Below are 25,229 nucleotides of genomic sequence, written 5' to 3' on the forward strand. Positions count from 1 at the left end.
AAGCCGGCTCAGGCGGCGTCGTGGTGGTGGCCGCCGCCCGGGTGGACGTGGAACTTCGCCACCGCGGGCGGGTGCACGACGAACGGCCGCATCATGCCCTCGTCCTCGTGGTCGAGGATGTGGCAGTGGTACATGAACTCGCCGGTGCCGCCCCCGAACCGCCCGGCGACGCTCACCCACTGGCCGGGGTTCACGATGATCGTGTCCTTCCAGCCCTTCTCGTACTCCTCCAGCGGGACGTCGGTGAACCCGTCGATCGGGGCCGTCGTCCGCTCGGTGGCCTGGTCGAACGTCGTCGTGAAGCGCCGCCGGAACAGCGTCTGGAACTCCGTCAGGTGGATGTGGATCGGGTGCGCCGGGCCGCCGTTCGCCACGTGCACGATGTTCCACACCGCCCACCGGTCGTGGTCGATGAAGACGCCGGTGGTGTCGTCGAAAATGCGCCCGATCATCCGGAACGTCTTCAGGCCGCCGTTCGGGTCGGCGAGCTGGATGATCCCCGCGCCGCCCGGGTCCGCCTCGACCTGCTCGAGGTCCCACAGCTCCGGGTGGCCCTCGGCGTTGAGCAGCAGCGCGACCCAGACGTGGTCGTGGTCCTCCGGCAGCGTCGTGCCGTGCTGCAGCCGGACGTACGACGTGGAGACCTTCTCCGGCAGCGTGAACGGGTCGTGCTTGGCCCGGCCGTCGACGCGGAACTCCATCAGGTCCGGCTCGACCACGCCCAGCCGCGGGTCGGCGTTGCGCAGCTTGAGCCGCTGCCCCTTGAAGCGGCTGAAGTCGATGAGGACGTCGAAGCGCTCGGCCGGGGCGACGGTCAGCCCGCCGGACGGCAGCGGCGCCGGCGCGGGCAGCAGGCCGCCGTCGGTGCCGATCAGGCGGACGGCGTCGTTGACTTCCGCGTTGTTCTCGTCGACCAGGTTCAGCGTGTAGAACCGCGAGTTGGCCGCGTTGAGCAGCCGGAAGCGGTACCACCGCGCGTCGACGTCCAGGTGCGGCCAGATCACGCCGTTGACCAGGTTGAACGGGCCGGAGAACGGGATCGCCGGCCCGTTCGGGATGACCGGGAACTTGTAGAGCAGCTGCCCGGTGAGCGCGCCGGTGGCCGGGTCGGTGTCGAGGTTCCGGTCGGCGATGACCAGCGGGATCTCGTGGTCGCCGTGCGGCAGGCCGAGGGCGTCTTCCTCGTCGTCGCGGATCAGGTACATCCCGGCCAGGCCCGTGTGGACGTTGAAGCGCGTGATCGCCATGGCGTGGTCGTGGTACCACAGCGGCATCGCCTGCTGGCGGTTCGGGTACTCGGCCAGCTGGGACGTCCCCTTCAGACCCGCGTTGTGCGCCCAGCCGTCGTTGCCCGCGTTGGTGCGCGCGCCGTGGAGGTGGACGACCGTCCACGCCGGCAGGTCGGCGACGCCCTCGACGATCGAGTAGTCCTGCTTGTCCAGTTCGCGGCCCGGGCGGCTGGTCGGCGCGTCGGCGAGCGGGCCCTGAACGGCCACGAGCGGGAACTCGCCGTCGATTTCGTTCGACCACGAAATCCGCAGCTGCCGGCCGCTGCGCACTTCGATCGTCGGACCCGGGAAATGGCCCGCGTACGTCCACAACGTACTTTCGGGCAATTCCGAGTGCAGCCGCTGCCGCTGCACGACCATCGGAATCGTGATCAGGTCCCGGCCGCGGGGCCGGAACACGGGCGGAATGCGCAGCGGGTCGAGGAACTTGGTGAGTCCCCAGTTCGGCGCGGTGATCGGCCCGGTCGTCGCCGGGCGCTCGATGATTTCGGTCATGATTCTCCCCCTTCGGTGCGGGGGCAGGAAGAATTGCGCGGCGGCGCGCACGCCACCCGCGTCGAAAAGTATTCCCCCGAACCCCCTCTGTGACCGGGCGCGCGACTCCCCTCGCGATACCGGTAATTCCAACTGTAGCCCTTTTCGGCGTATCACGCAGGTGTCTCGCGCGCGTGATAGGTTCTCCCACCATGAGCGAACGCCGGTGGACGTACCTCTCCGACATGGACGGCGTCCTGGTGAAGGAGGAGCACCTCGTCCCGGGGGCCGACGAGTTCCTCGCCGAGCTGAAGGCGAACGGCATCGACTTCCTGGTGCTGACGAACAACTCGATCTACACCCCGCGCGACCTGCGGGCGCGGCTGGAGCGCACCGGGCTCGACATCCCCGAGGAGTCGATCTGGACCTCGGCGCTGGCCACCGCGAAGTTCCTCTCCTCGCAGCGGCCGAACGGCTCGGCGTACGTCATCGGCGAAGCGGGCCTCACGACGGCGCTGCACGAGGTCGGTTACGTGCTGACCGAGCGCGACCCGGACTACGTCGTGCTGGGCGAGACCCGCACGTACAGCTTCAGCGCGATCACGCGCGCGATCCGGCTGATCGAGGGCGGCGCGAAGTTCATCGCGACGAACCCCGACGCGACCGGCCCCAGCCTGGAGGGCTCGATGCCGGCCACCGGGTCCGTGGCGGCGCTGATCGAGAAGGCCACCGGCCGCTCGCCGTACTACGTCGGCAAGCCGAACCCGCTGATGATGCGCTCGGCGCTGCGGCGGCTCGGCGCGCACTCGGAGTCGACGCTGATGATCGGCGACCGGATGGACACCGACGTGCATTCGGGCATCGAGGCCGGGCTGCAGACCATCCTGGTGCTCACCGGCATATCCACCCCGGAGTCGGCCGAACGCTATCCGTACCGGCCGACCATGGTGATCGACTCGGTGGCCGACCTGATCGGGCGGACCCTCGACCCGTTCGGTGAAGGCTGACCTACACCGCAGGGGAAGCAGGGCTTATCGTCACCGGATGAGCAAGTCCACGTATGTGGTCGGTGACGTCCACGGCCACCGTGACGAGCTGGCCGAAGCGCTGAGATCGGAAGGCCTGCTCGACGAGGAGGACAACTGGTCCGGCGGTGCGGCCCAGCTGTGGTTCCTGGGCGACTTCGTCGACCGCGGCCCGGACGGCGTCGGCGCGATCGACCTGGTCATGCGGCTCGAAGAGCAGGCGGCCGAGGCCGGCGGCCAGGTCCAGACGCTGCTGGGCAACCACGAGATCCTCGCGCTCGGGATGTACCACTTCGGCGACGAGCCGGTGCCGTCCGACTTCGGCCCGCGCAGCTTCGCCCGCAGCTGGGAGATCAACGGCGGCCTGCTGTCGGACCAGGACCGCCTGACCCCGGAGCACATCGAGTGGCTGACCGCGCGTCCGCTGGCCGCGCTCGCCGCCGACCACCTGCTGCTGCACTCGGACACGCTGGAGTACCTCGACTGGGGCTCGTCGCTCGACGAGATCAACGAGGCGGCTCGCGACATCCTCGAAGGCAGTGACATCGAGGCGTGGTGGGACGTCTGGCGCCGGATGACGACGCGCTACGCGTTCCGCGGCCCGGACGGCGAGGAAAACGCCCAGAAGCTGATGGACGCCCTCGGCGGGTCGCGGATCGTGCACGGGCACAGCGTCATCGCCGACCAGCTGGGCATCCACCCGACGCAGATCGAGGGCCCGTTCCTGTACGCGGGCGGCAAGGCCCTCGGCGTCGACGGCGGCCTGTTCGTCGGCGGGCCGTGCCTGGTGGTCGAGCTGCCGTTCTCGCCGGAGTCCTAGGCGATCTCGACGATCTCCTTGCCGAGCGGCACGAGCGAGACCGGGATCAGCTTGAAGTTGGCGATGCCGAGCGGGATGCCGACGATCGTGATGCAGAGCGCGATGCCGGTGAAGACGTGCCCGAGCGCGAGCCACCACCCGGCGAAGACGAACCAGACGACGTTCCCGATGCACGAGGCGGCGCCCGCGTCCCGCCGGTCGACGACCGTGCGGCCGAAGGGCCAGAACGCGTAGCGCGCGATCCGGAACGACGCCAGCCCGAACGGGATGGTGACGATCAGGATGCAGCAGATGACGCCGGCGACCAGGTAGCCGACGGCCATCCAGAAGCCGCACAGGACGAGCCAGATGATGTTCAGCAGCGTGCGCATCAGACGTGCAGCTCCCCGCTCAGGACGGTGACGGCCTGGCCGGCGAGGTGGACGCGGTCGCCGTCCTGCCGGGTTTTCACGATGCCGCCGCGTGCCGACGCCTGTTCGCCGGTCAGTTCTTTTCGGTTCATCCGCCCGGACCAGTAGGGCGAGAGGATGCAGTGCGCGGAGCCGGTGACCGGGTCTTCGTCGATGCCGACGCCAGGGGCGAAGAAGCGGCTGACGTAGTCGGTTTTGTCGCCTTGCGCGGTCACCAGGAGCCGCCCGGTCCAGGTGTCCTTGAGCTTCCCGAGGTCCGGTTCGAGGGCGCGGACAGCGTCGGCGTCCTTCACGACGGCGAAGAGGTTTTCGACGCCGCGGCCGGTGTACTCGATGTCGGTGCCGGGCAGGATTTCGGACAGGTCGTCGTCGGTGGGGCGCGGCGGGTCGGACGGGAAGTCCAGCTCGACCCAGCCGTTTTCGGCCTTGGCCCGCAGTTCCCCGCTTTTGGTGGCGTAGGTCTGTTCGCCGCCGAGGACGTGGGTGACGGCGAGGGTGGCGTGCCCGCAGAGGGCAACCTCGACGGCGGGGGTGAACCACCGCAGCGACTTCGTTGCGGCGTCGTGGAAAGCGGTCTCGGCGTGCTTCATCTCGGCGGCGACGGCCTGCATCCAGGCGGGATCGGCGGGCTCGTCCAGCAGGACGACCCCGGCGGAGTTCCCGGCGAAGGCGCGATCGGTGAAGGCGTCGACGATGAAGAAGCGCATGCCACCAATGTAGCCGTGGTTTTCCCGGTTTCCCTCGGGCCTGTCCCTTAGGTGGTCTCCCCGATGGTCGGTTTCACGATCTTTTCCCCATCGGGCCCACGTTCCGGCTTGAGCTCGAAGACCTCTTCGTCGACGGCGTACTTGTTCTTGTGTTCTTTGTCGTCTTCCTTCTTTTTGCCTGCCCCGGCCCCGGCGGCCCCGGCAGCGCCGCCGGCCTTGCCCTTGGCCGCGGCGGCCGCGGTCGCCCCGCGCTCGAGCCGCTCGCCGGGTTTGCTGCCGGTCTTGCCGCCTTCGCCTTCCTTGGGGGCGGCGCTACCCGCGCTTCCGGAAACCCGCGACCCGGCGAACCCGGCGCCGGCCCGCCCTTTGTTGTTCCGGATGGTGTCCCCGGAGGCCGAGGAGCCGCCGGCGGTGGTCCCGGGCATGGCGAGGCCATCGGGAGTCATGCGGCCGAAGGTGCTCGCGGCGGGGGTGGAGCGGAAGTTGGTGTTGCCGCTGAAGGTCCCGGTGCCGCTGGTCGTCCCCGGGGGGACGTAGGTGGTACCGGGTGCGTTGGGGCCGGTTGCTCCTGGGCCTCCGGTGCCTCCTGGTGCTCCTGGGCCGCCGGGTACGAAGGTGCCGGTGGTGCCGCCGGGCCCGGTGCCCGGCCCGCTTCCGCCGCTGGTGGGGGTGCCGGTGAAGCCGCTGGCGCTGGTGCCGTGGAACCCGCTGGCGGAGGTGGAGTCCCCTTGCCCGAGCTGGGGAGGCGGGGTGTAGGTGGGCTGGGTGCTGGCGGTTTCGTGGTAGGTGGAGTCGAGGTTCTGGAGAACCTGCACGGCCTGCTGATGAGCGGCATCGGCCTGCTGCTGCTTGGCCTGGATGCCGACCATCGTCGTGTTCATGCCGATGAGGTTGCCGGACTCGTACTGCTGCCGAGCTTTGTCCATCTCGGCTTGCTGATCGAAGCCGGTGGGCTCGGGCATGTTGGTCTTGGCGTAGTGAGCGGCCGCTGACTGCTGCGAGTAGTGGTTCGAGACCAGCTGCATGGCGTTGCCGGTCTGTTCGGTGTGGCCGGCGGTGCTCTGGAAGAAGGTGTTCGCCTGTTCGGCGGCGGGGCCCTGCCAGGAGCCACCGGCCGCCGTCGCCGCATCGCGGAACTGGTTGGAGGCATCGGCCAGCCAGTTGCCGTAGACATTGGCCACGCGGCTACGGCTGTTGATGCCCTCGATGTCCAGGTCTTTGTGCACCATGTCGTAGAGGACTTCATGGGGGCTGTTCGCGTAGTTCTCGCCCGGCGCCGGCGAGTCGCCGCGCAGGTTCTGGCCGTCCTGCAGGAGCTTTCCCTGCGCGACCGAATAATCCGACGCGGCTTTCTCGGTGAGCCGTTGACCTTCGGAGTTGCCGTGCAGCTTCTGTGCGGTTTCCGCGTAGTAGTCACCCTCGGACTGGCGATGCTGCGCCCGGTGCGGTTGACTCATGGCTGGACTCCGTCTCAGTTCTTCGGCAGTAGTGGCTCGACCTTTGCGGCGATGTCTTCGACCAGCTGACAGGCCTTGGCAGTGTCCGAGCCCGAGGCAAGCAGGACGAAGGCGCGAGAGTTGGGTTTCACTTCCAACCACACATCACATTGTCCGGGCGAGTTCTCCGGCTCGCGTTCCATGACCGCCGGACGCCCATTGACATTCCCCTCACTCGCCTGGCTGGGGTTGCCGACGTTTTCCTTGTAGCCTCGGCCAGGGTTCAAAGAAAGTCCCACGTCCACGCCGGGTGTGTTGCCGGACGTGGGTTTGCTGGCTCGGCATCCCTCTTTCGGGTTTGCGACCAATGGTTCGGCCTTGGGGAAGCCTTGGCCGGCGAGTGCCTGGTCGAGGATCGAGCAAGAACTGACGCCTGAGAACGGGTTTTCGGTGTCGGCGGTTGCGCTACCTGTACTGGAATCAGTCGAGGCGGGCGCCTGTGAACTGGGATTTGCCTGACCGCCCACCTGACTCGTGCAGGCAGTCAATGCGAAGGCCAATGCGGCTGTCACGGCCGCGGCGCGTCGGGCGGTCACTGCTCTTGCAGCCCCTTGCTGAGCTGACTGAACGTCATACTGTGGGCTTCCTCTGTTTCGCGGTAGTTCTTGCGTGCGATCACCATCGCTTCGCGCGCTTGCTGAACTCCGTCACGCATTCGGATCAGGTTGGGGATCAATGACTGCTCGTCCCCGTCGGCAACCTTCACGTTGAAGGCGGCTACGGCCTTGGCGTATTCGCTGCCGCCCATCTTCGCCTGGGCTGCCAACTCGCGAACATCGACGATCATCCGGTTGTAGCCGTCGAGGAAGAAGTCGCAGGCCTTCATGTACGCCTGGAAGCCCTCTTCGTTCACCGCGAACTGGCCGCCCTCGGCCAGGGACTTCAGGTGGTGGCCACCTTCGCTGACCCGCTGCGCCGCTTCCGAGTCCGCCGGCCCGTCGAGCAGGCCCGACAGGAAGTTCGACCCGGCGTCCCCGGCCGCGGGTGGTGGGGTGAACGACCCCGGTGCGCCGAACTGTGAACCGCCCATGACGCCCTCCCCGTCGTCCTGGGACCACCCTGCGTGGTCCCCCAGCACTGTACTAGTGACGAACCGGCGGTGTCAGTGGTTCCGGCCACGCTCGAGGAGCCAGCTTCGCAGGTGAGAACCATCCGAAGGGGTGAATCGCACGCGGGTCTCGTCGCCCGGGAGCGGGTCGTTGAACATCAGGAAGCGGCCGCCGTCGTTGTCGATGAACGTGGCTGCGCCGATCGGGTGAAGTGCGCCCTGGCCCTGCCGGACCGACAACTCGAACGTGCCGTAGCGGTGCAGCGGCCACGACGAGAACTCAGCCACCGCGGTGGCGTCCTCGCGGGTTCCGGGGGAGACGAACGCCAGCTCCGCCAGCGGCACCGGCCGGTAGCTCGGCAGCATGCCGACCACCAGGTCGACCAGCCGGTCCGGCCGCGTCTGAGCGAACAGGACCTCCCCGCCCGCCAGCTCCGAAAAGACGCCGAGGCCGTGGCCGATCGTTGCCCGGTAGAACACCTGGCGTCCGTCCGCCACCTCCGCCGCGCGGACGATGATCAAGACCTCCGGCTGGGTCCAGGCCCGGAGCGTCTGCTCCACCTCGATGTCCAGCTTCTCCGGCCCCGCCAGGCCGCGGGCCCTCATCGACTCCCAAGCCGCCGACAGGATTCGTTCGTGCTCCTCCAGGGTGTGGCCCGGGCTGGGGATCTCGAACGGGTGCCAGTGCGCCGGGAGGCCCGTGCGCCGGACCGCGGCGGTGACCTCCGTCAGCTCCAGCGAGAATTCCTCCGGCACGCTCCCGAGCGTAGCGGAACCTTTCGGATGTCCAGCTGACGAACGCCCGCCTCCGGCAATGCCACCCGGCCGGCCGTCGCCCGTCCGCGCGAGCGGACTATTTCGTGCGGCTGTACGCCGAATGCCTCTCGACTGCCGCGATCTCCGTGCCGGGGATCGTCGCGGCCAAGAGCAGGGTGTCGCCGGATGGCGGCGCGCTCATGAAGAAGTTCCCCGGCATTGGATCCTGCCGCCGTGCTGGCTGATCAGGCACCTGGTTCCTAGACTCGGCGGCAGTCACCGCCGACTTCAGGAGGCACCATGCCTGACGCGCCCGCTTTGCCGAGCTACGCCTCGGGGACCTCGGAGGTCCCGCTGCTCGGGGACACCATCGGCGACAACTTCGACCGGACGGTGGCCGCCTTCGCGGACCGGGACGCCCTCGTCGACCGGGCTGCGGGCAAGCGGTGGACCTACCGGGAGCTGGCCGCCGAGGTGTCCGCGCTGGCGCTGGGGCTGGTCGCGCAGGGCATCGGCAAGGGCGACCGGGTCGGGATCTGGTCGCCGAACCGGGCGGAGTGGACGTTCCTGCAGTACGCGACGGCGAAGATCGGTGCGATCCTGGTCAACATCAACCCCGCCTACCGCGCGCACGAGCTCGAGTACGTCCTCAACCAGGCCGGGATCCGGCTGCTGGTGGCGTCAGACAGGTTCAAGACGTCCGACTACCCCGCGATGGCCGAGGAGGTGCGCGAGAAGTGCGCTGCGCTCGAACAGGTCGTCATCCTGGGCGGTGAGGACTGGGACGCGCTGCTGGCGGCCGGCCGCGGTGGTGACCCCGCGCAGCTGGCGCACCTGCAGGCCGGGCTGTCGGCGGACGACCCGATCAACATCCAGTACACCTCCGGGACGACGGGCTTCCCCAAGGGCGCCACGCTGTCCCACCACAACATCCTGAACAACGGCTACTTCGTCGGCGAGCTGTGCGGCTACACGGAAGCGGACAAGGTCTGCATCCCGGTGCCCTTCTACCACTGCTTCGGCATGGTGATGGGCAACCTGGCCTGCACCAGCCACGGCGCCTGCATGGTCATCCCGGCACCCGCGTTCGACCCGAAAGCCACCCTTGAAGCGGTCGCCGCCGAGCGGTGCACGTCGCTCTACGGCGTGCCGACGATGTTCATCGCCGAGCTCAACCACCCGGACTTCGGCGAGTTCGACCTCTCGTCGCTGCGCACCGGGATCATGGCGGGCTCGCCGTGCCCGGTCGAGGTGATGAAGCAGGTCATCGACCGGATGGGGATGAGCGAGGTGTCCATCTGCTACGGCATGACCGAGACCTCGCCGGTGTCGACGCAGACCCGGTCCGACGACTCGATCGAGCGCCGCGTGTCGACGGTCGGGCGGGTCGGGCCGCACCTGGAGGTCAAGGTCGTCGACCCCGAAACCGGACTGACGGTGCCGCGCGGCGAGCCGGGCGAGCTGTGCACGCGCGGCTATTCGGTGATGCTCGGGTACTGGGAGCAGCCGGACAAGACGGCCGAGGCGATCGACGCGGCGCGCTGGATGCACACCGGCGACCTGGCGGTGATGGACGCCGACGGCTACGTCAACATCACCGGCCGCATCAAGGACATGGTCATCCGCGGCGGGGAAAACCTGTACCCGCGCGAGATCGAGGAGTTCCTCTACACCCACCCGGACGTCCTGGACGCGCAGGTGATCGGCGTCCCGGACGAGAAGTACGGCGAAGAGCTGATGGCCTGGATCCGGATGCGCGAAGGCGCTTCGCCGCTGACAGCGGAGAAGGTGCGCGAGTTCTGCAGCGGCAAGCTGGCGCACTACAAGGTCCCGCGGTACGTCCACGTCGTCGAGGAGTTCCCGATGACGGTGACCGGGAAGGTCCGCAAGGTGGAGATGCGCGAGAAGTCGATCAGCCTGCTGGGCCTGGAGCAGGCGGCCGCAACGAAACACGCCTGACGCGGCCGCCGCCCCGAGCGGTCAGGAAACCGCGGCCGCCGCCTCCGCGATCGCCTTCGCGTCTTCCTCGCCGAAGGTCTCCTCCAGCTGCTCCGGCGAGTAGTCGACGTCGATCTGCTCCACCGGCATCCCGCGGGCCGACTCGATCGCGCCGAGCCGGCGCTGGGCGCGGTCCGCCGCGTACTGGACGATCTCCTCCGGGTCGTTGTCGAACGGGATCTCTTCGAACTGGTCCTGCACCCACTGGATCATGTTGAGCGCGTGCGGCAGCAGCTCGCCCATCCGCTGCTGCACCGCGTCCCACAGCGAGTCGTCCGCGGCGACGTGCCGCCGGCAGGTGAACGTGCCCCAGGCCATGTGGCGGCGCTCGTCGTCGCCGATGCGGCGGACCAGTTCCTGCATGCCCGGCAGGATGTCGTGCTGGGTGCAGATCAGCTGCCAGGAGTAGTAGCCGGTCAGCGCGAGGCTGCCCTCGATGACGTGGTTGTACGTGACGCTCGCGCGGATCTGGTTGAGCGGGCTGGGATCGTCCTCCAGCGCCCGCAGCGACTGCGGCAGCTCTTCGTAGAACAGCTTGCGGTAGTGCGGGTTCTCGGCGACGAACGGGTGCAGGTCCTGGGTCAGCCCGACCGAGTCCATCCAGCGCCGGAACACTTCGGTGTGCTTGGCTTCCTCGAAGCAGAACTGCGTCAGGTACATCTCGTCGCCGAACCGGCCGGTCGCCGACATCGCCCGCATGAACGGCTGGATGTCCTCGGTGACGGCCTCTTCGCCGGCGATGAACTGCGCCACGAGGTAGGTCGTGCTGCGCTGCTGCTCGGGGTTGAGCGTGTCCCAGCCTTCGCGTTCGCGGCCGAAGTCGATGTCGGCCGGGTTCCAGAACTTCTTGTTGCCCTTGACGAACAGCCGCAGCGGGAACGAGTCCCAGTTCAGCCCGCCCTTGCGCAGTGAGGAAAAGCCGGAGCGGAGTTCCGGCAGCGTGTCGGTCATCGGTTCACTCCATTGTGGACGATTCAGCGGATGAATTGGCGGATGGCGGGTTCCAGTACCGCGGTGACGGCGTCGGCCGCCTCGGCCGCCGAGTGCGTGGACAGCACCAGGTGCGACAGGGAAAGCCGGACGACGGTCTCCGCGAGCAGGGCCGCTGCTGCGGGGGAGAGCCCGGGCTCGAACTCCCGGTACTGCTCCGCGGCGAGGTCGGCGGCCGCGGTGAGGATCGGCTCGCCCTTCGTCGTCAGCAGCGGCAAGAGGTCCTCGCCGGCTTCGGTGCCGAGCGCCGCCGCGACCAGGCGGTTCTCCCGCGCGTGCTCGATCGTGTAGACGACGGCGTGGTGGATGCCCGCCAGGAGCCCGTCCGCCGTTTCGAACCGCTGCCGGATCCCGTCGAGGAACTCCGACGCGGTGCGCAGCGCCACCGCCTGGGTCAGCGCCGCCTTGTTCCCGAACTCGTTGTAGACCGTCTGCCTGCTCACGCCGGCCTTCGCGGCGACGTCGGCCATCCGCAGGCCCGCGTGGCCACGGTCCGGCAGCAGGTCGGCGGCGGCGTCGAGCAGGGCTTCGCGCAGGGACGCCTTCGTCCGCTCGGTGAAGCTGGTCACACCCTCACCTTGACACAGATCGACCCGCTGTCAAGACGCTGTACATGATCGGATTACGTGTAAAACTGTCGGTCCCGCGGGCTAACGTGTCGGTTGTGGGCATCACCGTGGGGTTCGACCTCGACATGACACTGATCGACGCCCGGCCGGGCATGGCCGCGGCGATGAACGCGCTGGGCGTCGAATCCGGCCTGCCGCTGGACGGCGACGCGTTCGCCGCCAACCTCGGGCCACCACTGGACGACATCCTGCGCGGCTTCGAAGCGCCCGAGGAGCGCATCCCCGGGCTCGTCGACCGGTTCCGCGCGCTGTACCCGGAAATGGTCGTGCCGAGCACGGTCGCGCTGCCGGGCGCGGTCGAGTCGCTGCGCGCGGTGCACGCCGCGGGCGGGCGCACGCTGGTCGTCACCGGGAAGTACGGGCCCAACGCGCAGCTGCACGTCGACGCGCTCGGCCTGGAGGTCGACGAGGTCATCGGCGAGCTGTGGTCGACGCAGAAGGCCGAAGCGCTGCTGGCCCACGACGCCCGGGTGTATGTCGGAGATCACGCGGGTGACATCCGGGGTGCGCTGGCCGCCAACGCCATCGCGGTCGGCGTCACGACGGGGCCGTGCGATCGCGCGCTCCTGCTGAGCGAAGGAGCGGAGGTGGTGTTCGAGTCGCTGACGGAGTTCCCGGACTGGTTCGAGAAGACGTTCGCGGCCGTGCCTTAGCCGCGCGGTTACTTCTTGGCGCGCGCTTCGATCACCAGGGCGATCAAGCCGAGCAGCAGGCCCAGCGGCGTGATGACCCCGGCGGCGACCGAAAGCCAGATCGGCAGGTTCTCCAGGCCGGCGGCGAACATGATGAACACGGCGAGCACGGCGAGCATGCCGAGGCCGAACAGCCCGATACCGATGCGCATCAGGAACGGTTTGCCGGGAGCGGCCACGCCGGCCTCCTTCGTCGTGCTCTTCATGACGTATGAGGGTATCCGCCGGTATCGACTTCTCCCCAGGGCCTGTGGCGAGATACCCTTTACCCAGCGCGCCCTGGGTACGCCCCGGGCGCGTTCGTCGTGAGCGGACAGCAGAAGGACTGGTGAGGGAAGTGCCGACCGGCAAGGTCAAGTGGTACGACGCGGAGAAGGGGTTCGGCTTCGTCACGCAGGACGGTGGCGCCGACGTCTACATTCGCAAGGCCGCGCTGCCGCAGGGCGTCGAGGGGCTCAAGGCCGGACAGCGGCTGGAGTTCGGCGTCGCCGACGGCCGCCGCGGGCCGCAGGCGCTCTCCGTCCGGCTGCTCGATCCGCCGCCGTCCGTCGCTGAAGCGCGCCGCCGCCCGGCCGAGGAACTGCACGGCCTGATCGAGGACATGATCAAGCTGCTCGAGCTGAAGGTGCAGCCGGACCTGCGGCGCAACCGGTACCCGGACCGCAAGCACACGAAGCAGATCGCCGAAATCATGCGCGCGGTCGCCCGGGACATCGACCCCTAAAGAGCCTTACGCCTCCAGGCGCAGGCCCCAGACGTCGCTGGGCAGCAGGCCCGACTCGCCGGTGTCGGCGTTCAGCACGGCCGTGTACTTCTGCACGTCCACCGCGGAAATGCGGTCGGCGGGCGTCGGCGGGGTGACCGTGTAGGCGTAGCGGTCCAGCGACGTGAACGGGATCGGGTCGCTCTGCTTGAACTCGCCCTGCGGGGTGACGTACTCGTAGACGATCTGCCACGGCGAATCCGCGACTTCACCGGGCACCGAGATCTGCACGGGCTTGCCAGGGCGGACCTTCAGCGTCTGCGTCGCGCCGCTCGCGCTGCACGGCTGCGCGAGCTTCTGCGTGTAGTCGCACGTGAGCACCGGCGTGGTGTTGATGGTGTGGCCGTCGGCGTAGAAGGTGACCTCGGCCGGGCCGGGTGCCGAGCAGCCGGCCACCGCGAACCCACCGGCCGCAAGCAGGGCCACCACCCGGGAACGTCGCATGGCCGGAGCCTACCGGCGGGCCGTCGGGTCCCGGGGCAGGCCCTGGGCCGGGAAGCTGCCGGTCGGCTCGGGGCGCAGCGGCCGGTCGCCGCCGAGGCCCGGCACGAGCGAGCCGCCGCGGCGCACCAGGTGCGTCTGGGTCAGGCCGACCGCCAGCAGGACCGTGATCACCAGGAAGCCGATCCAGTACGTCGGCGGCAGCAGCAGGCCGATCGCGCCGCCGAGGCACCAGGCCAGCTGCAGCACGGTTTCCGAGCGGCCGAACGCCGACGCGCGCGACTCCTCGGGCAGGTCCTCCTGGATGACGGCGTCGAGGCTGATCTTGGCCAGCGCGCTGGCCGTCGCGCCGATCAGGCCGACGATCGCGGCCGTCGCCAGGCCGGGCAGGATCGTCGCGACCAGCGCGGCGCCCACGCAGCCCGCCACGCACCCGACGATCACCTGGTCGGGGCTCCCGAAGTGCAGGCGCGAGCCCAGCGCGTTGCCGAGGAACCCGCCGGCACCGGCCGCGGCACCGATCACGCCGAGCAGCAGCAGCTGCATGAACGGCGTCTGCCCGCTGCCCTCGGTCTGCGCCTTGACCGCGAACGCGGCGAACATCATCAGGAAGCCGGTGAGCACGCGCACCGAGCCGTTGCCCCAGAGCGCGACGACGATGTGGCGCCCCAGCGGCTGACGCCGTTTCTTCTCCTTCGGGTGGGCCGAAAGCGACGTCGGGACCTCGCCCTCGGTCGCCTCGACCCAGGCCGGGATCCGCATCGACTGCACGGCGGCGGCGACGCAGATCAGCGCCGTGAACCACAGTGCGCCCGCCGAGCCCGCGATGGCGTTGACGCCGCTGGCCAGCGCGCCGAACACGCCCGCGGCGACCAGGCCGAACGTGGTCAGCCGGGCGTTGGTCTTGGAGAGGGTGATCTCCGACGGCAGCACCCGGGGCGTCACCGCGGCCTTGAGCACGGTGAACGACTTCGACAGCACCATCATCCCGAGCGCGGCCGGGTAGAGCAGCCAGTCGTCGAAGTGCAGCGCCATCACCACGGCCATCAGGCCCTGGCCGACCGAAGACGCGCACATCGCCAGCCGCCTGCCGCGCTGCACCTTGTCGAGCGCCGGCCCGATCACCGGCGCGACCAGCGCGAACGGCGCGATCGTGATGAGCAGGTAGAGCGCCACCTTGCCCTTGCTCTCGCCGCTGGTCGCGGCGAAGAAGAGGGTGTTGGCCAGCGCGATCGCCATCGCCGCGTCGCTGGCGTAGTTCAGCATCACGGCGTAGGTCAGCGAGGTGAGGCCGGACTTTTCGGCGCCGTCGGCCTTCGTCGCGCGCTGGAAGGCGTCGACGGCCTGGCCGGTCAGCTGACGGCTGCGCATCGCCGCCACTCGCGTGACGGTGATCTTCTTCGGCAGCTTCGGCGTGCCGCCCGGCGTCCGCGGTTCTTCCCGCGGCGGCGGTTCCTGCTCCGGCGGCCGCGGCTCGCCCGCGTAACCGCCGGTGTCGTAGTGCTCGTACTCGCCGCTGCCGGGGTGGCGTTCGCCCTGGTAGAAGCCCGGACTTCCCGGTGGCTCGCGGCGGACCGGCTCGGTGCGGTGCGGGTCGTACGGCCGGGCGCCGCGCGGGGGCGGCGGCCGGTGGCGCGTCGGCGCGGCCGCGGTGGGCGCCTCGTCGGCGTTCGGCACGCGGCGGTCTTGGAACCCGGCGCGCGGCGGGACGGGCCGCTGGACGCGGGTCGGTGGCGGCGGGCTGCCGTGCTCGGCGCGCGGCGCGGCGGCGTCACGCCAGTCACGGGCCTGCGCCGCACCGGGCTCCGGCGTCCAGCGTCGCTTGGACTTCCGGCCGTGCGGCTGACCCGGCGGGGTGCCGTCGGAGCGGGAGCCGAAGAGTGCCACGTGTCAATCCTGCCTTACCGGGGGCCGGTTCCGCCTGCTCATCCGTGCTTTCAGGCCGGAGCCGGGACGAACCTCACCCGGAACGTGACCGGCCACTGCTTCCCGGTGAGCAGGAAATCGCCGGTTCCCGGGACGGCGGCGATACCGTTGAGCACGTCTTCGGCGCCCGTCGCGTTCACCTTCGCACGCAGCTGACCTGCGTCGATCGTCCCGGTGACGCGTCCGCTGGCGGCCTCGATCCGCAGCACGGTGTCGGTGTGCCAAACGTTTGCGTAGACGTCGCCGCCGACGCATTCGAGTTCGTTGAGCTGGTCGCGGCCGACGTCGACGCTGCCGGTGACGGCGAAGGTCTTCGGGTCCCGGAAGGTGAGCCGGGACGAGCCGTTGCTCATGACGAGGCGGCCGTCGGCCTGGTGGCACAGGCCCCAGCCTTCGCCCTGGAACGGGACGCGCCGCAGCTCGGCGAGGGTGGCCGTGTCGCGTTCGATGGCGAACCCGTCCTGCCAGGTGAGCTGCCACAGGGTCGGCCCGAGGACGGTGACGCCCTCGCCGAACAGCGGCGACGGCAGCGTGGCCGTCGTCCGGGGCGGGCCGCCGGGCGGGCCCGCGGTGAGCGTCGACCGGCCGGCCAGCCCGGTGCTCTCGTAGAGCGTGTCACCGGCGAACTCGAGGCCCTCGGTGAAGGCGGCGGGGTCGTGCGGAAGGGTTTCGACGACCTGGACGGTGAGCCGTTCCGAGCCGGCCGGCTGTTCTTGGGCACCGGCGCAGCCGCCGAGCGCGGCGGCCAGCAGCAGGACGGTGACGATCGGCGTGCGCACGATGAACAGCCTGGCACGGGCGCCGCGGATGCGTGCGGCACAATTGGCCGCATGACTCTGCTGCTGACCCTGGACGACGGTTCCGTGCAGCGCAAACTCGCCGACGCGGTGGAGTTCGCGCGAGCTGCGGTGCTGGAGGACGCACCCGAGGAGCAGCTCGGCGCCCACGTGGGGGTCAGCCGCGAGGACGCGGTCACGGCGAGTCACCTGTTCGAGGCCCAGGTCCCGGGCTACGGAGGCTGGCGCTGGTCGGTCACGGTCGCCACGGCGGGCGAAGACGAGCCGGTGACGGTCAGTGAGGTGGTCCTGGTGCCGGGCCCCTCGGCGCTGGTGGCCCCGGCCTGGGTGCCGTGGGAGCGCCGCGTCCGCGCGGGCGACCTCGGAGTGGGCGACATCTTCCCGACGGCGGAGAACGACCCTCGCCTGGCCCCGGCGTACCTGCAGTCGGACGACCCGGCGGTGGAGGAGGTGGCCCGCGAGACGGGCTTGGGGCGCGTGCACACGCTGTCCCGCTTCGGCCGCACGGACGCGGCGGAGAGGTGGCACGCGGGCGAGTTCGGCCCCCGGTCGGACATGGCCCGCAGCGCGCCGGACGTGTGCGGCACGTGCGGGTTCTTCGTACCGCTGGCGGGCTCGCTGCGCGGGGTGTTCGGGGTCTGCAGCAACGACATCGCCCCGGCGGACGGCCACGTGGTGGACGTGGAGTACGGGTGCGGAGCGCACTCTGAGGTAGAGGTCGAGGTGACATCCTCGGTCCCGGTGGCCGAGCTGGTGTACGACGATTCTTTGTTGGACTTCACACCGGCGGCTTCGTCTGAGGTGACGGAGGCGGCGGTCGCGGAGCCGGAGCCGGAGCCGGAGCCGGAGCCGCAGTCGGGCGAGGTAGCGGCGGAGGCTGGCCGGGTTGAGGCGGCCGAGCCGGTGACTGCCGAGGCGGCGGTGGCTGCGGAGGTGGCGCCGGAGCTGGGCGAGGCGGAGGCCGGCCAGGTTGAGGTGGCCGAGCCGGTGCTGGCCGAGGAGGCGGCGGTCGAGCCTGCGGCCGAAGGTGTGACTGGGCCGGTGCCGGTCGCTGAGCCGGGTGAAGCTGCGGCTTCGGCGGTCGCCGAGCCGGTCGAGGTGGCGGAGGTGCCCGAGTCGGCGCCATCGGAGGTGGCTGAGCCGCCGGCGGATGCGCCTGAGCCGGTGGCCGACCCGGCCGCCGAGCCCGAGGCTGCGGAAGCACCGGCGGCGACCGGCGAGATCGCCGAGCCGGTTGTGGCCGAGGTGCCCGAGCCCGCGGAGGCCGAGCCGACCCAGGCCGAGGTGACCGACGCGATCGAGCTGCCGAGCGCCCCGGAACCGCACGAAGCCACGACCGAGCACGAGGCGCCCGAAATCCCGCCGGCGGCGGAATCGGACGCGGCAGAGGTGGACCCCCTCCCGGCGGCCGACCTTGCTACCGAGCCGCTCTCGTCCGGCCGGGACGAATCGGCCCCCGCCGAAGTGGCGGAGCAGATTCCGGCCGAGACGACTGCAGCACCTGAAGCCGACCTGGCCCCCACGGCGGTGGCTGAAGATACTCAGGAAGTGGCGGAGCCCACTCAAGCCGAGGTGACCGATGCGGTTGCCGAGCCGCCGGTAGCGGTGGTGCCGGCGGCCGCCGAGGCGGAAGCGAGCCAGGGCGAACACTCCGGTGATGAGGCCGAATCCGGCGATGCACCTCAAGCAGGCGAAGTCCCCGAAGCCGTCCTCACCGACAACGTCGTTACCGAGGCTTCGCCCGCCGATGAAGCGCAAGCCCAGGTCGACGACGCCTCCGGCCGGTGATGGGGGACGTCTCTGAGCCGGGGGATCCCTTTGGGACCGCCCGGCTCCGCGAAGCCACCCTGCGCTCCTGGCGCGACTCGCCCACCCGGCTCACCGAAGACACCAACGTCGAACGTGATCTCCGCGTCGGCGCCTACCGGGATCGGCTCTTCGTCGAGCTCGCGCAGAATGCCGCCGATGCCGCGATGGCAGCCGGGACGCCCGGGCGGGTGAAAGTGTCCCTTGTGGACTCGGAACTCCGGTTCGCCAACACCGGTGCTCCGCTCGACGCCCGGGGTGTTGCCTCGCTCGCCTCTCTGCGCGCCTCCGGCAAGACCGGTGATACCGTCGGGCGCTTCGGCGTCGGGTTCGCCGCCGTGCGGACCGTCTCCGACGAACCGCGCGTTGTCTCGTCCTCCGGTGGTGTCGCCTTCTCCGCCCAGCGCACCCGGGAAGCCGCCGGCATCGACGGTGACGTTCCCGTTCTGCGGCTTCCGTGGCCTGTCTCCGGCGACGTGCCGCCCGGTTTCGACACCGAGGTCCGGCTGCCGCTTCGGGACGGCGTCGACGGGCGGGCCCTGCTCGACGAGCTCGCGCGGGAAGCCGCCGATCTGCTGCTGGCCCTGCCCTGGCTGGGCGAGTTCGATGTGGACGGTCGCGTTTGGACTCGAAAGACCGTTGACGACGTCGTCGAAATCCGTGGTCCCGAACGGGAAACGCGCTGGCTGACGCACCGCGGTGACGTCGTGTGGGCCGTCCCGGTCGACTCCGAGGGTGCGCCCCGGCCGCTCGAAGAAGACGTTCTGCACGCCCCGACGCCCACCGATGACGGACTTTCGCTGCCCGCCCGGCTGCTCGCCTCCGTTCCGGTCGAACCGTCGCGACGCCGCGCGCTTCCCGGACCCGAGCTGGCCCAAGCGCTCGAGGTGGCCGCGAAGGAGTACGTCGGGCTCGTTCGGATGCTGCCGCCCGAGCAGCGGTTCGCGCTCGTTCCGGCGCCGGGTTTTCCGAAGTCCACTGTGGACAACAAACTTCGTGACGAGGTTTTGGCCGCCTTGGGAACGGAACCCTGGCTGTCCACTGAGGATGGCAAGGAAGTCTCCGGACGGCAGGCGCGGGTGCTCGACGCCGACGTGCCGGGGCTGTCGGCGCTGCTGAAAGACCTCGTTCCCGGGCTGATCGAGGGGCCCGCCTCCGTACTCAAAGCGGTTGGCGTGCAGGTCGTCGGCATCGAAGAGGTGCTGGAAACGCTCACCGGCGTCGCGCGCGACCCGAGCTGGTGGCGGGAGGTCTACGCGGCTCTGGCGATCGCCGTCGAGTCGCACGCGCTCACCGGGGAACGGCTGGACGGGCTGCCCGTTCCGCTGTCCGACGGCCGGACGCTGCCGGGTGCTCGTGGCTGCCTGCTCGTCGAAGGCTCGGCCGAACTCCTCGAACTGTTGTCGGATGTGGACATCCCGGGGCTGCGGCTGGTGCACCCAGCCGCCTCGCACCCGCTTCTGGAACGCTTGGGCGCCAAGCACGCCGACGCCCGCGAGCTGCTCAACGCAGACCAGCTGCGTGACGCCGTCGAGCGCAGCGTCGAGGATGTGCGGTCCGGTTTGGACGGCACGACGCTCGCCGGTGCCGTGCTGCGGCTGGTCGCCGACTGCGGGGACGACGCCCCGCGCTGGGTCGGTGCGCTCGCCCTGCCCGGCACCGACACCTGGCGCCGGGCCGACGAACTCGTCCTGCCCTCCTCGCCGCTGCTCGACATCTTCGACGAAGAGGTCTTCGAGGAAGACGGCGCGATGGACGTCCTCGACGAAGACTTCGCCGGAGACTGGCCGCAGAGCACGCTCGAAGCCGCCGGGGTGCTCGACTCCTTCGCCGTGGTCGTCGACGACGAACCGCACGAGCCCGACCACGACCTGCCCGACGAAGAAGCCTGGTGGGATTCGCTGCCGGAGCCGCCGTCGACGCTCGTCGCGATCCGGGATCTCGACCTCGTCGCCGACGACGCCTGGCCCGCGGCCATCCGGCTGCTCGCCGCGCGGCCCGGGACCTGGGCCGCGCTGCGAGCGCCGAACGGCCATGCCGGCTGGTGGATCGCGCAGTACGCCGTGCTCGAAGGGGCCGCGCCGAACGAATGGCGGCTGCCGGACGCCGATCTCGCGGGCCTCTTCGACGTGGTCCCCGACGTCGGCCTGCGCGAGGACCTGCTCCGGATCGCCGGCGTGCGCGCGGACCTCGCGTTGTCCAATGTGGATGAGGCGCGGGACCTCCTCGGCCGGCTCGCCGACCCGGGCCGCGTGGTCTCACCCGGACTGACCGCGCGCGCCTACGACGCCGTCGTCGAGTCCGGTCTGGAGCCGGGGGTGCCGCGGGCCGTGCGCGCCGCGGACGGGTCCGTTGTGGACGACGCGCTGGTCCTGGACGTGCCGTGGGTCGCCGGGGCGCTCGAGCCCGGCCGGTACGTGGTCGCCCCCGAGGACCCGGAGCGGCTCGCGGACCTGCTCGACCTGCCGCTCGCGAGCACCGAGGAAGCCCAGGTCGTCAGCGAGGGCGAGTACGCGCCGTGGGCCGAGCTGCCCGCGCTGAAGCTCGTCGCGGACCAGCTCGGCATCCGGCTCCCGGACGGCGGTGTCCTGGTGCACGACCCGCTCACCGTGCGCATCGAGGGCGCCGACCACGACGTCCAGTGGTGGGCCGACGACCGGCTGCACGCGGCCGACACCTCGGAAGGGCTGGCGCGGGCCTTCGCCTGGGCGGCCGGGCGCTGGCCCGACCGGCACCTGATCACCGCGCTGCTCGACGACCCCTCGCCGCGGACGCTCCTCGCGTAGCCGTCACCCCTAGAGCCGCTGGGCCGACTTCGAGCCGCGGCGGGCGGCGGCGCGCTGCCAGGCGATGATCGCCATGCCGACGAAGCCGAGCGCGAACCCGGACAGCGCCGTCTGCACCCAAAGTCCCGAAGTCGTGAAGAAGAGCACCACCAGCGCGACAGCCCAGACCGAGGTGCCTACGATCACCACCGGCGTCAGGTCGGTCAGCTTCTTGGGCAGCTCCGGCGTGTGCCGCAACGAGCCCGTAACCTCCGGTGGATTGATCGGTTCACTCACGAGGTGCAGGGTACTCCGCAGCAGCGAGAGAATGGGCAGGCGAATGGCGGAGCAGGAGACGACCCGCACCGGGACGTCCACACTGGACCGGTTCTTCAAGATCACCGAGCGGGGGTCGACCGTGCCGCGCGAGCTGCGCGGCGGCCTGGTCACCTTCGTCACGATGGCCTACATCGTGGTGCTGAACCCGCTGATCATCGGCAGTTTCTCGGCCGACGACGCCGGCGCGCACAAGGACCTCCTCGGCGGCATCCTCCCGGTTCCGCAGGTCGCCGCGGTGACCGCGCTGGTCGCCGGGGTGATGACCATCCTGATGGGCCTGGTCGCGAACTACCCGTTCGCCATCGCCACCGGCCTGGGCATCAACAGCCTGGTCGCGGTCACCATCGCCCCCCAGATGACCTGGCCCGAAGCGATGGGCCTGGTGGTCATCGAGGGCGTGATCATCGTGCTGCTCGTGCTCACCGGGTTCCGCACCGCGGTGTTCCGGGCCGTGCCGGCCGCGCTGAAGTCAGCGATCGCCGTCGGCATCGGCGTGTTCATCTGCCTGATCGGCCTGGTCGACGCCGGGTTCGTGCGCCGGCTGCCGGACGCCGCGCACACCACCGTCCCGGTCGGCTTGGGCATCAACGGCTCGATCGCCTCCTGGCCGACCGCGGTGTTCGTCGTCGGCCTGCTCGTCACCGGCATCCTGGTCGTCCGCAAGGTCAAGGGCGCGATCCTGATCGGCGTGCTGACCTCGACCGTGCTGGCCATCGTCGTCGAGGCGATCGTCAACGCCGGGCCGTCCAAGGGCACCAACCCGAAGGGCTGGAACCTCGGCTACCCGGCGCTGCCCGACCAGGTGTTCGGCCTGCCGAACCTCTCGCTCGTCGGCGACGTCTCGTTCGGCGCCTGGACGCGGCTGCCGATCATCACCGTCTGCCTGCTGGTGTTCACGCTGGTGCTCGCCGACTTCTTCGACGCCATGGGCACCATGACCGGCCTCGCGAAGGAAGCCGACCTGCTCCCGGCGGACGGCCAGCTGCCCAACGTCGGCAAGGCGCTGTTCGTCGAGGGCCTCGCGGGCGCGGCCGGCGGCTTCGGCTCCGCGAGCTCGAACACGGTGTTCGTCGAGTCGGCGTCCGGCATCGCCGAAGGCGCCCGGACCGGCCTGGCGAACGTCGTCACCGGCGTGCTGTTCATCGCCGCGATGTTCCTGACCCCGCTGTACCAGGTGGTGCCGGTCGAGGCGGCCGCGCCGGCGCTGGTCGTCGTCGGTGCGATGCTGATGTCGCAGGTCCGCGACATCGACTTCACCGACTACTCGATCGCGCTGCCGGCGTTCCTGACCATCGTCGTCATGCCGTTCACCTACTCGATCGCGAACGGCATCGGCGCCGGCTTCGTCAGCTACGTCGTCATCCGCGCGGCCACCGGCAAGGCCCGCCAGGTGCACCCGCTGATGTGGGTGATCGCGCTGGCCTTCGTGGCGTACTTCGCGGTCGGCCCGCTCCAGGCGGCGTTCAAGTAGTCAGCCCGCGTCGGCGACCTGGAGGGCCTTGGTCAGGACGGGCAGGTTCGTCTCGAAGACCGGCTGCGGGGCGTCGTAGCGAATGGTGATCAGCACCTCGCCGGTCCCCACGCCGACCTCCCGGACCTGCCGGGTGACGCCCTGCTTCTGGTACGTGAAGTCCCACTGCGCGGCGTCGCTCGACCCGACCGGCTCGCGGGCGGCGATCGAGGTCAGCCGGTAGCCCGGCGGCTGGCCGGCCGTGGCGACCGCCTGCAGGCCGCTGACCGGATCTTCCTGCGGGAGCGGCACGCGGTCGGTCTCCAGGACGGCACCGCTGGCGGGATCGCTGTAGGTGGCGTGGTCACCCACGTGGTCCGACGGCCACGGCGGCACCGGGATCGCGAAGTTCCAGCCACGGCCGTTCGTCACCTCGGGGAAGCGGTAGACCTCCTGGTGCTCGACCTCGATGACCGGCGGGGACGACGGCGGTGGCGGTGGCGCGGCCGCCGGTGCCTCGGCACCGCCGCCCATGAACTGGGCCACCACGACCGCCAGGACCGCCGCGCCCACCACGGCCGAGCCCACCAGCTTCTTGTTCATCCGACTCCCCAGGTCTCGTCCTGGGGAGGACGCACGGGGTCGCGCGCGGGTTGCGGTGGAGATCACCCGTGCGGACGAAGTTTCGTAAGGTATGCTAACTATATGTCCGGCGACACGCACGAACGCTCCTTGGCGAGCCGTCTGCGTCTCGCGGTGGTCCGGCTCAACCGCCGGCTGCGGGCACAGCGCGTCGGGGACGACCTCACGCTGACGCAGGTCGCCGCGCTGTCCACCCTGCACAAGTGCGGTGCGCTGACCCCGGGTCAGCTCGCCGCGAAGGAAGGCGTCCAGCCACCTTCGATGACGAGGGTGATCGCCGCGCTCGAGGAGCTGGGGTTCGTCGAGCGGCGCCCGCACCCGACCGATGGCAGGCAGGCCATCGTCGAGCTGACCGAGAGCGGGCTCGCCTACGTGCGGAAGGCCATTTCCGTGCGGGAGGCGTGGCTGGACCGGCAATTGGCGGAACTCGGCGACGAAGAGCGTGAAGTGCTCTCCAAAGCCGCCGAAATCATCGACAGGATGGCGGGGAACTAACCACGGTGACGGCCACGGGTAGCGAAACCAAGCGTTCGATCCAGACCACTGCTACCCGGGAGACGGCCTCACCGCCGTCCGCTTCACCACCGTCCGAAGCCAAGCGCCGCAGCATGTTCGCCTCGCTGCGCGTCCGCAACTACCGGCTGTTCTTCACCGGCCAGGTCATCTCGAACATCGGCACCTGGATGCAGCGCATCGCCCAGGACTGGCTGGTGTTCACCCTCAGCGGCAACAACCCGATCGCGCTCGGCATCGCTGTCGCGCTGCAGTTCACCCCGACGTTGTTCCTTTCCCTGTGGGCCGGCGTCCTCGCCGACCGCGTCGACAAGCGGCGGTTGCTCACCTGGATCCAGGTGGCGGCCTGTTCGCAGGCGGTCATCCTCGGCGTGCTCGACCTGAGCGGGTTCGCCGCGCTGTGGCACGTCTACGTCCTCTGCTTCACCCTCGGCGTGACGGCGGCGCTGGAGGTGCCGACGCGGCAGTCGTTCGTCGCCGAGATGGTGGGCCGCGACCAGGTGGCCAACGCCGTCGCGCTGAACTCGTCGATCTTCAACATGGCGCGGATCGTCGGCCCGGCGATCGCCGGGTTCGCGATCACCTGGATCGGCACCGGCTGGCTGTTCATCGCGAACGCGCTCAGCACGGTCGCGGTGATCACCGGGCTGGTGCTGATGAACCCGGACAAGCTCTTCCGCGTCGCGGCGGTGCCGCGCGAGAAGGGCCAGCTGGCCGAGGGCCTGCGGTACGTCCGGCGGCGGTCGGACCTGATGACGGTGATGGTGCTGGTGCTGTTCGTCAGCACGTTCGGCATCACGTACTTCAGCTCGCTGCCGATCGTCGCGGCCAACGTGTTCCACACCGCGGCCGACGGCTACGGCCTCCTTTCGACGCTGGTCGCGGTCGGCACCTTCACCGGCGCGATCATGTCGGCCCGCCGCGGCACCAAGGGGCGGCCGCGGGTGCGGCTGATGCTCGTGTCGGCGTTCTTCCTGGGCGTGTTCGAGCTGATCACGGCGTTCATGCCGACCTACCTGACCTTCGGCCTCGGCCTGATCCCGCTCGGCTTCGCCACGATGACCTTCCTCAACACGGCGAACGCGCTGGTGCAGACTTCGGTCAGCCCGGAGATGCGGGGCCGGGTGATGGGTCTGTACGTGCTGGTGCTGATCGGCGGCAACCCGATCGGCGGCCCGATGGTCGGGTGGATGGCCCAGGAGTTCGGCGGGCGGTCTCCGTTCTACATCGGCGGGGCGGTTTCGGCCTTGGCCGCGGTCGTCTGCGCGGTGGTGCTGATCCGGCGGGGTGGCATTTCCTGGCCGGTGAAGCGCGGCCTGGGGCTGCGGGTGCTCAAGCGGGCCAAGGTCTGACGGGACGTATCGGTTCGTATCCATGGCGTGACCGTAGCGGCGACCACCGACAAAAACCGGGGCTGTCGGCCCTGGAGGTCACCCGGACGAGTGAGATTCGG

Annotated in this window: 25 protein-coding genes; 10 read left to right on the forward strand and 15 right to left on the reverse strand. The window is 70.1% G+C overall.

Features of this window, described 5'->3' with window-relative positions:
* Window positions 1–8: 8 nt before the first annotated feature.
* Window positions 9–1,784, reverse strand: a complete 1,776-nt coding sequence (locus tag ACWEGE_RS26460) for a multicopper oxidase family protein (RefSeq protein ID WP_449663140.1) — start codon at window positions 1,782–1,784, stop codon at window positions 9–11.
* Between the two features lie 191 nt (window positions 1,785–1,975).
* On the opposite strand from ACWEGE_RS26460, the gene ACWEGE_RS26465 reads away from it, so the two are divergent.
* Both ACWEGE_RS26465 and ACWEGE_RS26470 read left to right on the forward strand, forming a co-directional pair.
* Window positions 1,976–2,770, forward strand: a complete 795-nt coding sequence (locus ACWEGE_RS26465) for an HAD-IIA family hydrolase (RefSeq protein WP_043776367.1) — start codon at window positions 1,976–1,978, stop codon at window positions 2,768–2,770.
* A 37-nt stretch (window positions 2,771–2,807) separates the two neighbouring features.
* Window positions 2,808–3,608 carry a metallophosphoesterase gene (locus ACWEGE_RS26470; protein WP_449663141.1) on the forward strand — a complete coding sequence of 267 codons (801 nt, stop codon included), beginning with the start codon at window positions 2,808–2,810 and terminating at the stop codon, window positions 3,606–3,608.
* Here ACWEGE_RS26470 and ACWEGE_RS26475 read toward each other — a convergent pair.
* The 6 genes from ACWEGE_RS26475 to ACWEGE_RS26500 form a co-directional block, all read right to left on the reverse strand.
* Window positions 3,605–3,979 carry a YccF domain-containing protein gene (locus ACWEGE_RS26475; protein ID WP_449663142.1) on the reverse strand — a complete coding sequence of 125 codons (375 nt, stop codon included), beginning with the start codon at window positions 3,977–3,979 and terminating at the stop codon, window positions 3,605–3,607. The two genes, ACWEGE_RS26470 and ACWEGE_RS26475, sit on opposite strands and share 4 nt — an antisense overlap.
* The gene (locus ACWEGE_RS26480) at window positions 3,979–4,725 is read right to left on the reverse strand and encodes a PhzF family phenazine biosynthesis protein (RefSeq protein WP_449663143.1); all 747 of its coding nucleotides are present in this window, start codon (window positions 4,723–4,725) and stop codon (window positions 3,979–3,981) included. Before ACWEGE_RS26480 ends, ACWEGE_RS26475 begins: the two co-directional genes overlap by 1 nt.
* A 47-nt stretch (window positions 4,726–4,772) precedes the next feature.
* Window positions 4,773–6,182: a hypothetical protein gene (locus ACWEGE_RS26485; RefSeq protein WP_449663144.1), complete on the reverse strand. Its 1,410-nt coding sequence runs from the start codon at window positions 6,180–6,182 to the stop codon at window positions 4,773–4,775.
* 14 nt (window positions 6,183–6,196) lie between these two features.
* Window positions 6,197–6,757 (reverse strand): DUF3558 family protein, encoded by a 561-nt coding sequence (locus ACWEGE_RS26490; protein ID WP_449663145.1) that lies wholly within the window; start codon window positions 6,755–6,757, stop codon window positions 6,197–6,199.
* Window positions 6,754–7,251, reverse strand: coding sequence for a hypothetical protein (locus tag ACWEGE_RS26495; protein WP_449663146.1), 498 nt, complete (start codon window positions 7,249–7,251; stop codon window positions 6,754–6,756). The genes ACWEGE_RS26490 and ACWEGE_RS26495 overlap by 4 nt, the downstream gene beginning before the upstream one ends.
* 72 nt (window positions 7,252–7,323) lie before the next feature.
* Window positions 7,324–8,025, reverse strand: coding sequence for an ESX secretion-associated protein EspG (locus ACWEGE_RS26500; protein WP_449663147.1), 702 nt, complete (start codon window positions 8,023–8,025; stop codon window positions 7,324–7,326).
* Window positions 8,026–8,325: 300 nt separating this feature from the next.
* On the opposite strand from ACWEGE_RS26500, the gene ACWEGE_RS26505 reads away from it, so the two are divergent.
* Complete coding sequence (locus tag ACWEGE_RS26505; protein ID WP_449663148.1) at window positions 8,326–9,984, forward strand: AMP-binding protein; 1,659 nt, start codon at window positions 8,326–8,328, stop codon at window positions 9,982–9,984.
* Between the two features lie 21 nt (window positions 9,985–10,005).
* On the opposite strand, the gene ACWEGE_RS26510 is transcribed toward ACWEGE_RS26505, so the two are convergent.
* Together ACWEGE_RS26510 and ACWEGE_RS26515 are read right to left on the reverse strand one after the other, a co-directional pair.
* Window positions 10,006–10,974: a R2-like ligand-binding oxidase gene (locus ACWEGE_RS26510; protein WP_449663149.1), complete on the reverse strand. Its 969-nt coding sequence runs from the start codon at window positions 10,972–10,974 to the stop codon at window positions 10,006–10,008.
* A gap of 23 nt (window positions 10,975–10,997) precedes the next feature.
* Complete coding sequence (locus ACWEGE_RS26515; protein WP_449663150.1) at window positions 10,998–11,582, reverse strand: TetR family transcriptional regulator; 585 nt, start codon at window positions 11,580–11,582, stop codon at window positions 10,998–11,000.
* Window positions 11,583–11,677: 95 nt separating this feature from the next.
* Here ACWEGE_RS26515 and ACWEGE_RS26520 point away from each other — a divergent pair, with 95 nt between their 5' ends.
* Window positions 11,678–12,295: an HAD family hydrolase gene (locus ACWEGE_RS26520; protein ID WP_449663151.1), complete on the forward strand. Its 618-nt coding sequence runs from the start codon at window positions 11,678–11,680 to the stop codon at window positions 12,293–12,295.
* Window positions 12,296–12,303: 8 nt separating this feature from the next.
* Here the strand turns inward: ACWEGE_RS26520 and ACWEGE_RS26525 are convergent, their stop codons facing one another.
* Window positions 12,304–12,540, reverse strand: a complete 237-nt coding sequence (locus ACWEGE_RS26525) for a hypothetical protein (protein WP_449663152.1) — start codon at window positions 12,538–12,540, stop codon at window positions 12,304–12,306.
* Window positions 12,541–12,671: 131 nt separating this feature from the next.
* On the opposite strand from ACWEGE_RS26525, the gene ACWEGE_RS26530 reads away from it, so the two are divergent.
* Complete coding sequence (locus ACWEGE_RS26530; protein WP_013230216.1) at window positions 12,672–13,058, forward strand: cold-shock protein; 387 nt, start codon at window positions 12,672–12,674, stop codon at window positions 13,056–13,058.
* A 6-nt stretch (window positions 13,059–13,064) separates the two neighbouring features.
* Here the strand turns inward: ACWEGE_RS26530 and ACWEGE_RS26535 are convergent, their stop codons facing one another.
* The 3 genes from ACWEGE_RS26535 to ACWEGE_RS26545 are packed head-to-tail and all read right to left on the reverse strand — an operon-like array spanning window position 13,065 to window position 16,243.
* On the reverse strand, window positions 13,065–13,541 hold the full coding sequence (locus tag ACWEGE_RS26535; protein WP_449663153.1) for a DUF2771 family protein: 477 nt from the start codon (window positions 13,539–13,541) through the stop codon (window positions 13,065–13,067).
* Window positions 13,542–13,550: 9 nt separating this feature from the next.
* Window positions 13,551–15,425: an MFS transporter gene (locus ACWEGE_RS26540; RefSeq protein ID WP_449663154.1), complete on the reverse strand. Its 1,875-nt coding sequence runs from the start codon at window positions 15,423–15,425 to the stop codon at window positions 13,551–13,553.
* Window positions 15,426–15,475: 50 nt separating this feature from the next.
* Window positions 15,476–16,243, reverse strand: coding sequence for a glutaminyl-peptide cyclotransferase (locus ACWEGE_RS26545; protein WP_449663155.1), 768 nt, complete (start codon window positions 16,241–16,243; stop codon window positions 15,476–15,478).
* On the opposite strand from ACWEGE_RS26545, the gene ACWEGE_RS26550 reads away from it, so the two are divergent.
* Both ACWEGE_RS26550 and ACWEGE_RS26555 read left to right on the forward strand, forming a co-directional pair.
* On the forward strand, window positions 16,178–18,049 hold the full coding sequence (locus ACWEGE_RS26550) for a DUF3027 domain-containing protein (protein ID WP_449663156.1): 1,872 nt from the start codon (window positions 16,178–16,180) through the stop codon (window positions 18,047–18,049). The two genes, ACWEGE_RS26545 and ACWEGE_RS26550, sit on opposite strands and share 66 nt — an antisense overlap.
* The gene (locus tag ACWEGE_RS26555; RefSeq protein ID WP_449663157.1) at window positions 18,049–20,853 is read left to right on the forward strand and encodes a sacsin N-terminal ATP-binding-like domain-containing protein; all 2,805 of its coding nucleotides are present in this window, start codon (window positions 18,049–18,051) and stop codon (window positions 20,851–20,853) included. Before ACWEGE_RS26550 ends, ACWEGE_RS26555 begins: the two co-directional genes overlap by 1 nt.
* Window positions 20,854–20,862: 9 nt before the next feature.
* On the opposite strand, the gene ACWEGE_RS26560 is transcribed toward ACWEGE_RS26555, so the two are convergent.
* Window positions 20,863–21,090, reverse strand: a complete 228-nt coding sequence (locus ACWEGE_RS26560; RefSeq protein ID WP_449663300.1) for a DUF2530 domain-containing protein — start codon at window positions 21,088–21,090, stop codon at window positions 20,863–20,865.
* 82 nt (window positions 21,091–21,172) lie between these two features.
* On the opposite strand from ACWEGE_RS26560, the gene ACWEGE_RS26565 reads away from it, so the two are divergent.
* Complete coding sequence (locus tag ACWEGE_RS26565; protein ID WP_449663301.1) at window positions 21,173–22,642, forward strand: NCS2 family permease; 1,470 nt, start codon at window positions 21,173–21,175, stop codon at window positions 22,640–22,642.
* On the opposite strand, the gene ACWEGE_RS26570 is transcribed toward ACWEGE_RS26565, so the two are convergent.
* Complete coding sequence (locus ACWEGE_RS26570; protein ID WP_449663158.1) at window positions 22,643–23,224, reverse strand: hypothetical protein; 582 nt, start codon at window positions 23,222–23,224, stop codon at window positions 22,643–22,645.
* A 102-nt stretch (window positions 23,225–23,326) separates the two neighbouring features.
* Here ACWEGE_RS26570 and ACWEGE_RS26575 point away from each other — a divergent pair, with 102 nt between their 5' ends.
* The gene (locus tag ACWEGE_RS26575; protein WP_091318450.1) at window positions 23,327–23,758 is read left to right on the forward strand and encodes a MarR family winged helix-turn-helix transcriptional regulator; all 432 of its coding nucleotides are present in this window, start codon (window positions 23,327–23,329) and stop codon (window positions 23,756–23,758) included.
* A 113-nt stretch (window positions 23,759–23,871) separates the two neighbouring features.
* Window positions 23,872–25,128 carry an MFS transporter gene (locus ACWEGE_RS26580; protein ID WP_449663302.1) on the forward strand — a complete coding sequence of 419 codons (1,257 nt, stop codon included), beginning with the start codon at window positions 23,872–23,874 and terminating at the stop codon, window positions 25,126–25,128.
* Window positions 25,129–25,229 lie beyond the last annotated feature (101 nt).

It is taken from the genome of Amycolatopsis sp. NPDC004747 (assembly GCF_053601335.1).

What these genes read in the sequence shown, in the direction of transcription:
- ACWEGE_RS26460 (WP_449663140.1), bottom strand. Translation starts at nt 1,784, where the DNA reads ATGACCGAAATCATCGAGCGCCCGGCGACGACCGGGCCGATCACCGCG.
- ACWEGE_RS26465 (WP_043776367.1), top strand. Translation starts at nt 1,976, where the DNA reads ATGAGCGAACGCCGGTGGACGTACCTCTCCGACATGGACGGCGTCCTG.
- ACWEGE_RS26470 (WP_449663141.1), top strand. Translation starts at nt 2,808, where the DNA reads ATGAGCAAGTCCACGTATGTGGTCGGTGACGTCCACGGCCACCGTGAC.
- ACWEGE_RS26475 (WP_449663142.1), bottom strand. Translation starts at nt 3,979, where the DNA reads ATGCGCACGCTGCTGAACATCATCTGGCTCGTCCTGTGCGGCTTCTGG.
- ACWEGE_RS26480 (WP_449663143.1), bottom strand. Translation starts at nt 4,725, where the DNA reads ATGCGCTTCTTCATCGTCGACGCCTTCACCGATCGCGCCTTCGCCGGG.
- ACWEGE_RS26485 (WP_449663144.1), bottom strand. Translation starts at nt 6,182, where the DNA reads ATGAGTCAACCGCACCGGGCGCAGCATCGCCAGTCCGAGGGTGACTAC.
- ACWEGE_RS26495 (WP_449663146.1), bottom strand. Translation starts at nt 7,251, where the DNA reads ATGGGCGGTTCACAGTTCGGCGCACCGGGGTCGTTCACCCCACCACCC.
- ACWEGE_RS26505 (WP_449663148.1), top strand. Translation starts at nt 8,326, where the DNA reads ATGCCTGACGCGCCCGCTTTGCCGAGCTACGCCTCGGGGACCTCGGAG.
- ACWEGE_RS26510 (WP_449663149.1), bottom strand. Translation starts at nt 10,974, where the DNA reads ATGACCGACACGCTGCCGGAACTCCGCTCCGGCTTTTCCTCACTGCGC.
- ACWEGE_RS26525 (WP_449663152.1), bottom strand. Translation starts at nt 12,540, where the DNA reads ATGAAGAGCACGACGAAGGAGGCCGGCGTGGCCGCTCCCGGCAAACCG.
- ACWEGE_RS26535 (WP_449663153.1), bottom strand. Translation starts at nt 13,541, where the DNA reads ATGCGACGTTCCCGGGTGGTGGCCCTGCTTGCGGCCGGTGGGTTCGCG.
- ACWEGE_RS26555 (WP_449663157.1), top strand. Translation starts at nt 18,049, where the DNA reads ATGGGGGACGTCTCTGAGCCGGGGGATCCCTTTGGGACCGCCCGGCTC.
- ACWEGE_RS26565 (WP_449663301.1), top strand. Translation starts at nt 21,173, where the DNA reads ATGGCGGAGCAGGAGACGACCCGCACCGGGACGTCCACACTGGACCGG.
- ACWEGE_RS26570 (WP_449663158.1), bottom strand. Translation starts at nt 23,224, where the DNA reads ATGAACAAGAAGCTGGTGGGCTCGGCCGTGGTGGGCGCGGCGGTCCTG.
- ACWEGE_RS26575 (WP_091318450.1), top strand. Translation starts at nt 23,327, where the DNA reads ATGTCCGGCGACACGCACGAACGCTCCTTGGCGAGCCGTCTGCGTCTC.
- ACWEGE_RS26580 (WP_449663302.1), top strand. Translation starts at nt 23,872, where the DNA reads ATGTTCGCCTCGCTGCGCGTCCGCAACTACCGGCTGTTCTTCACCGGC.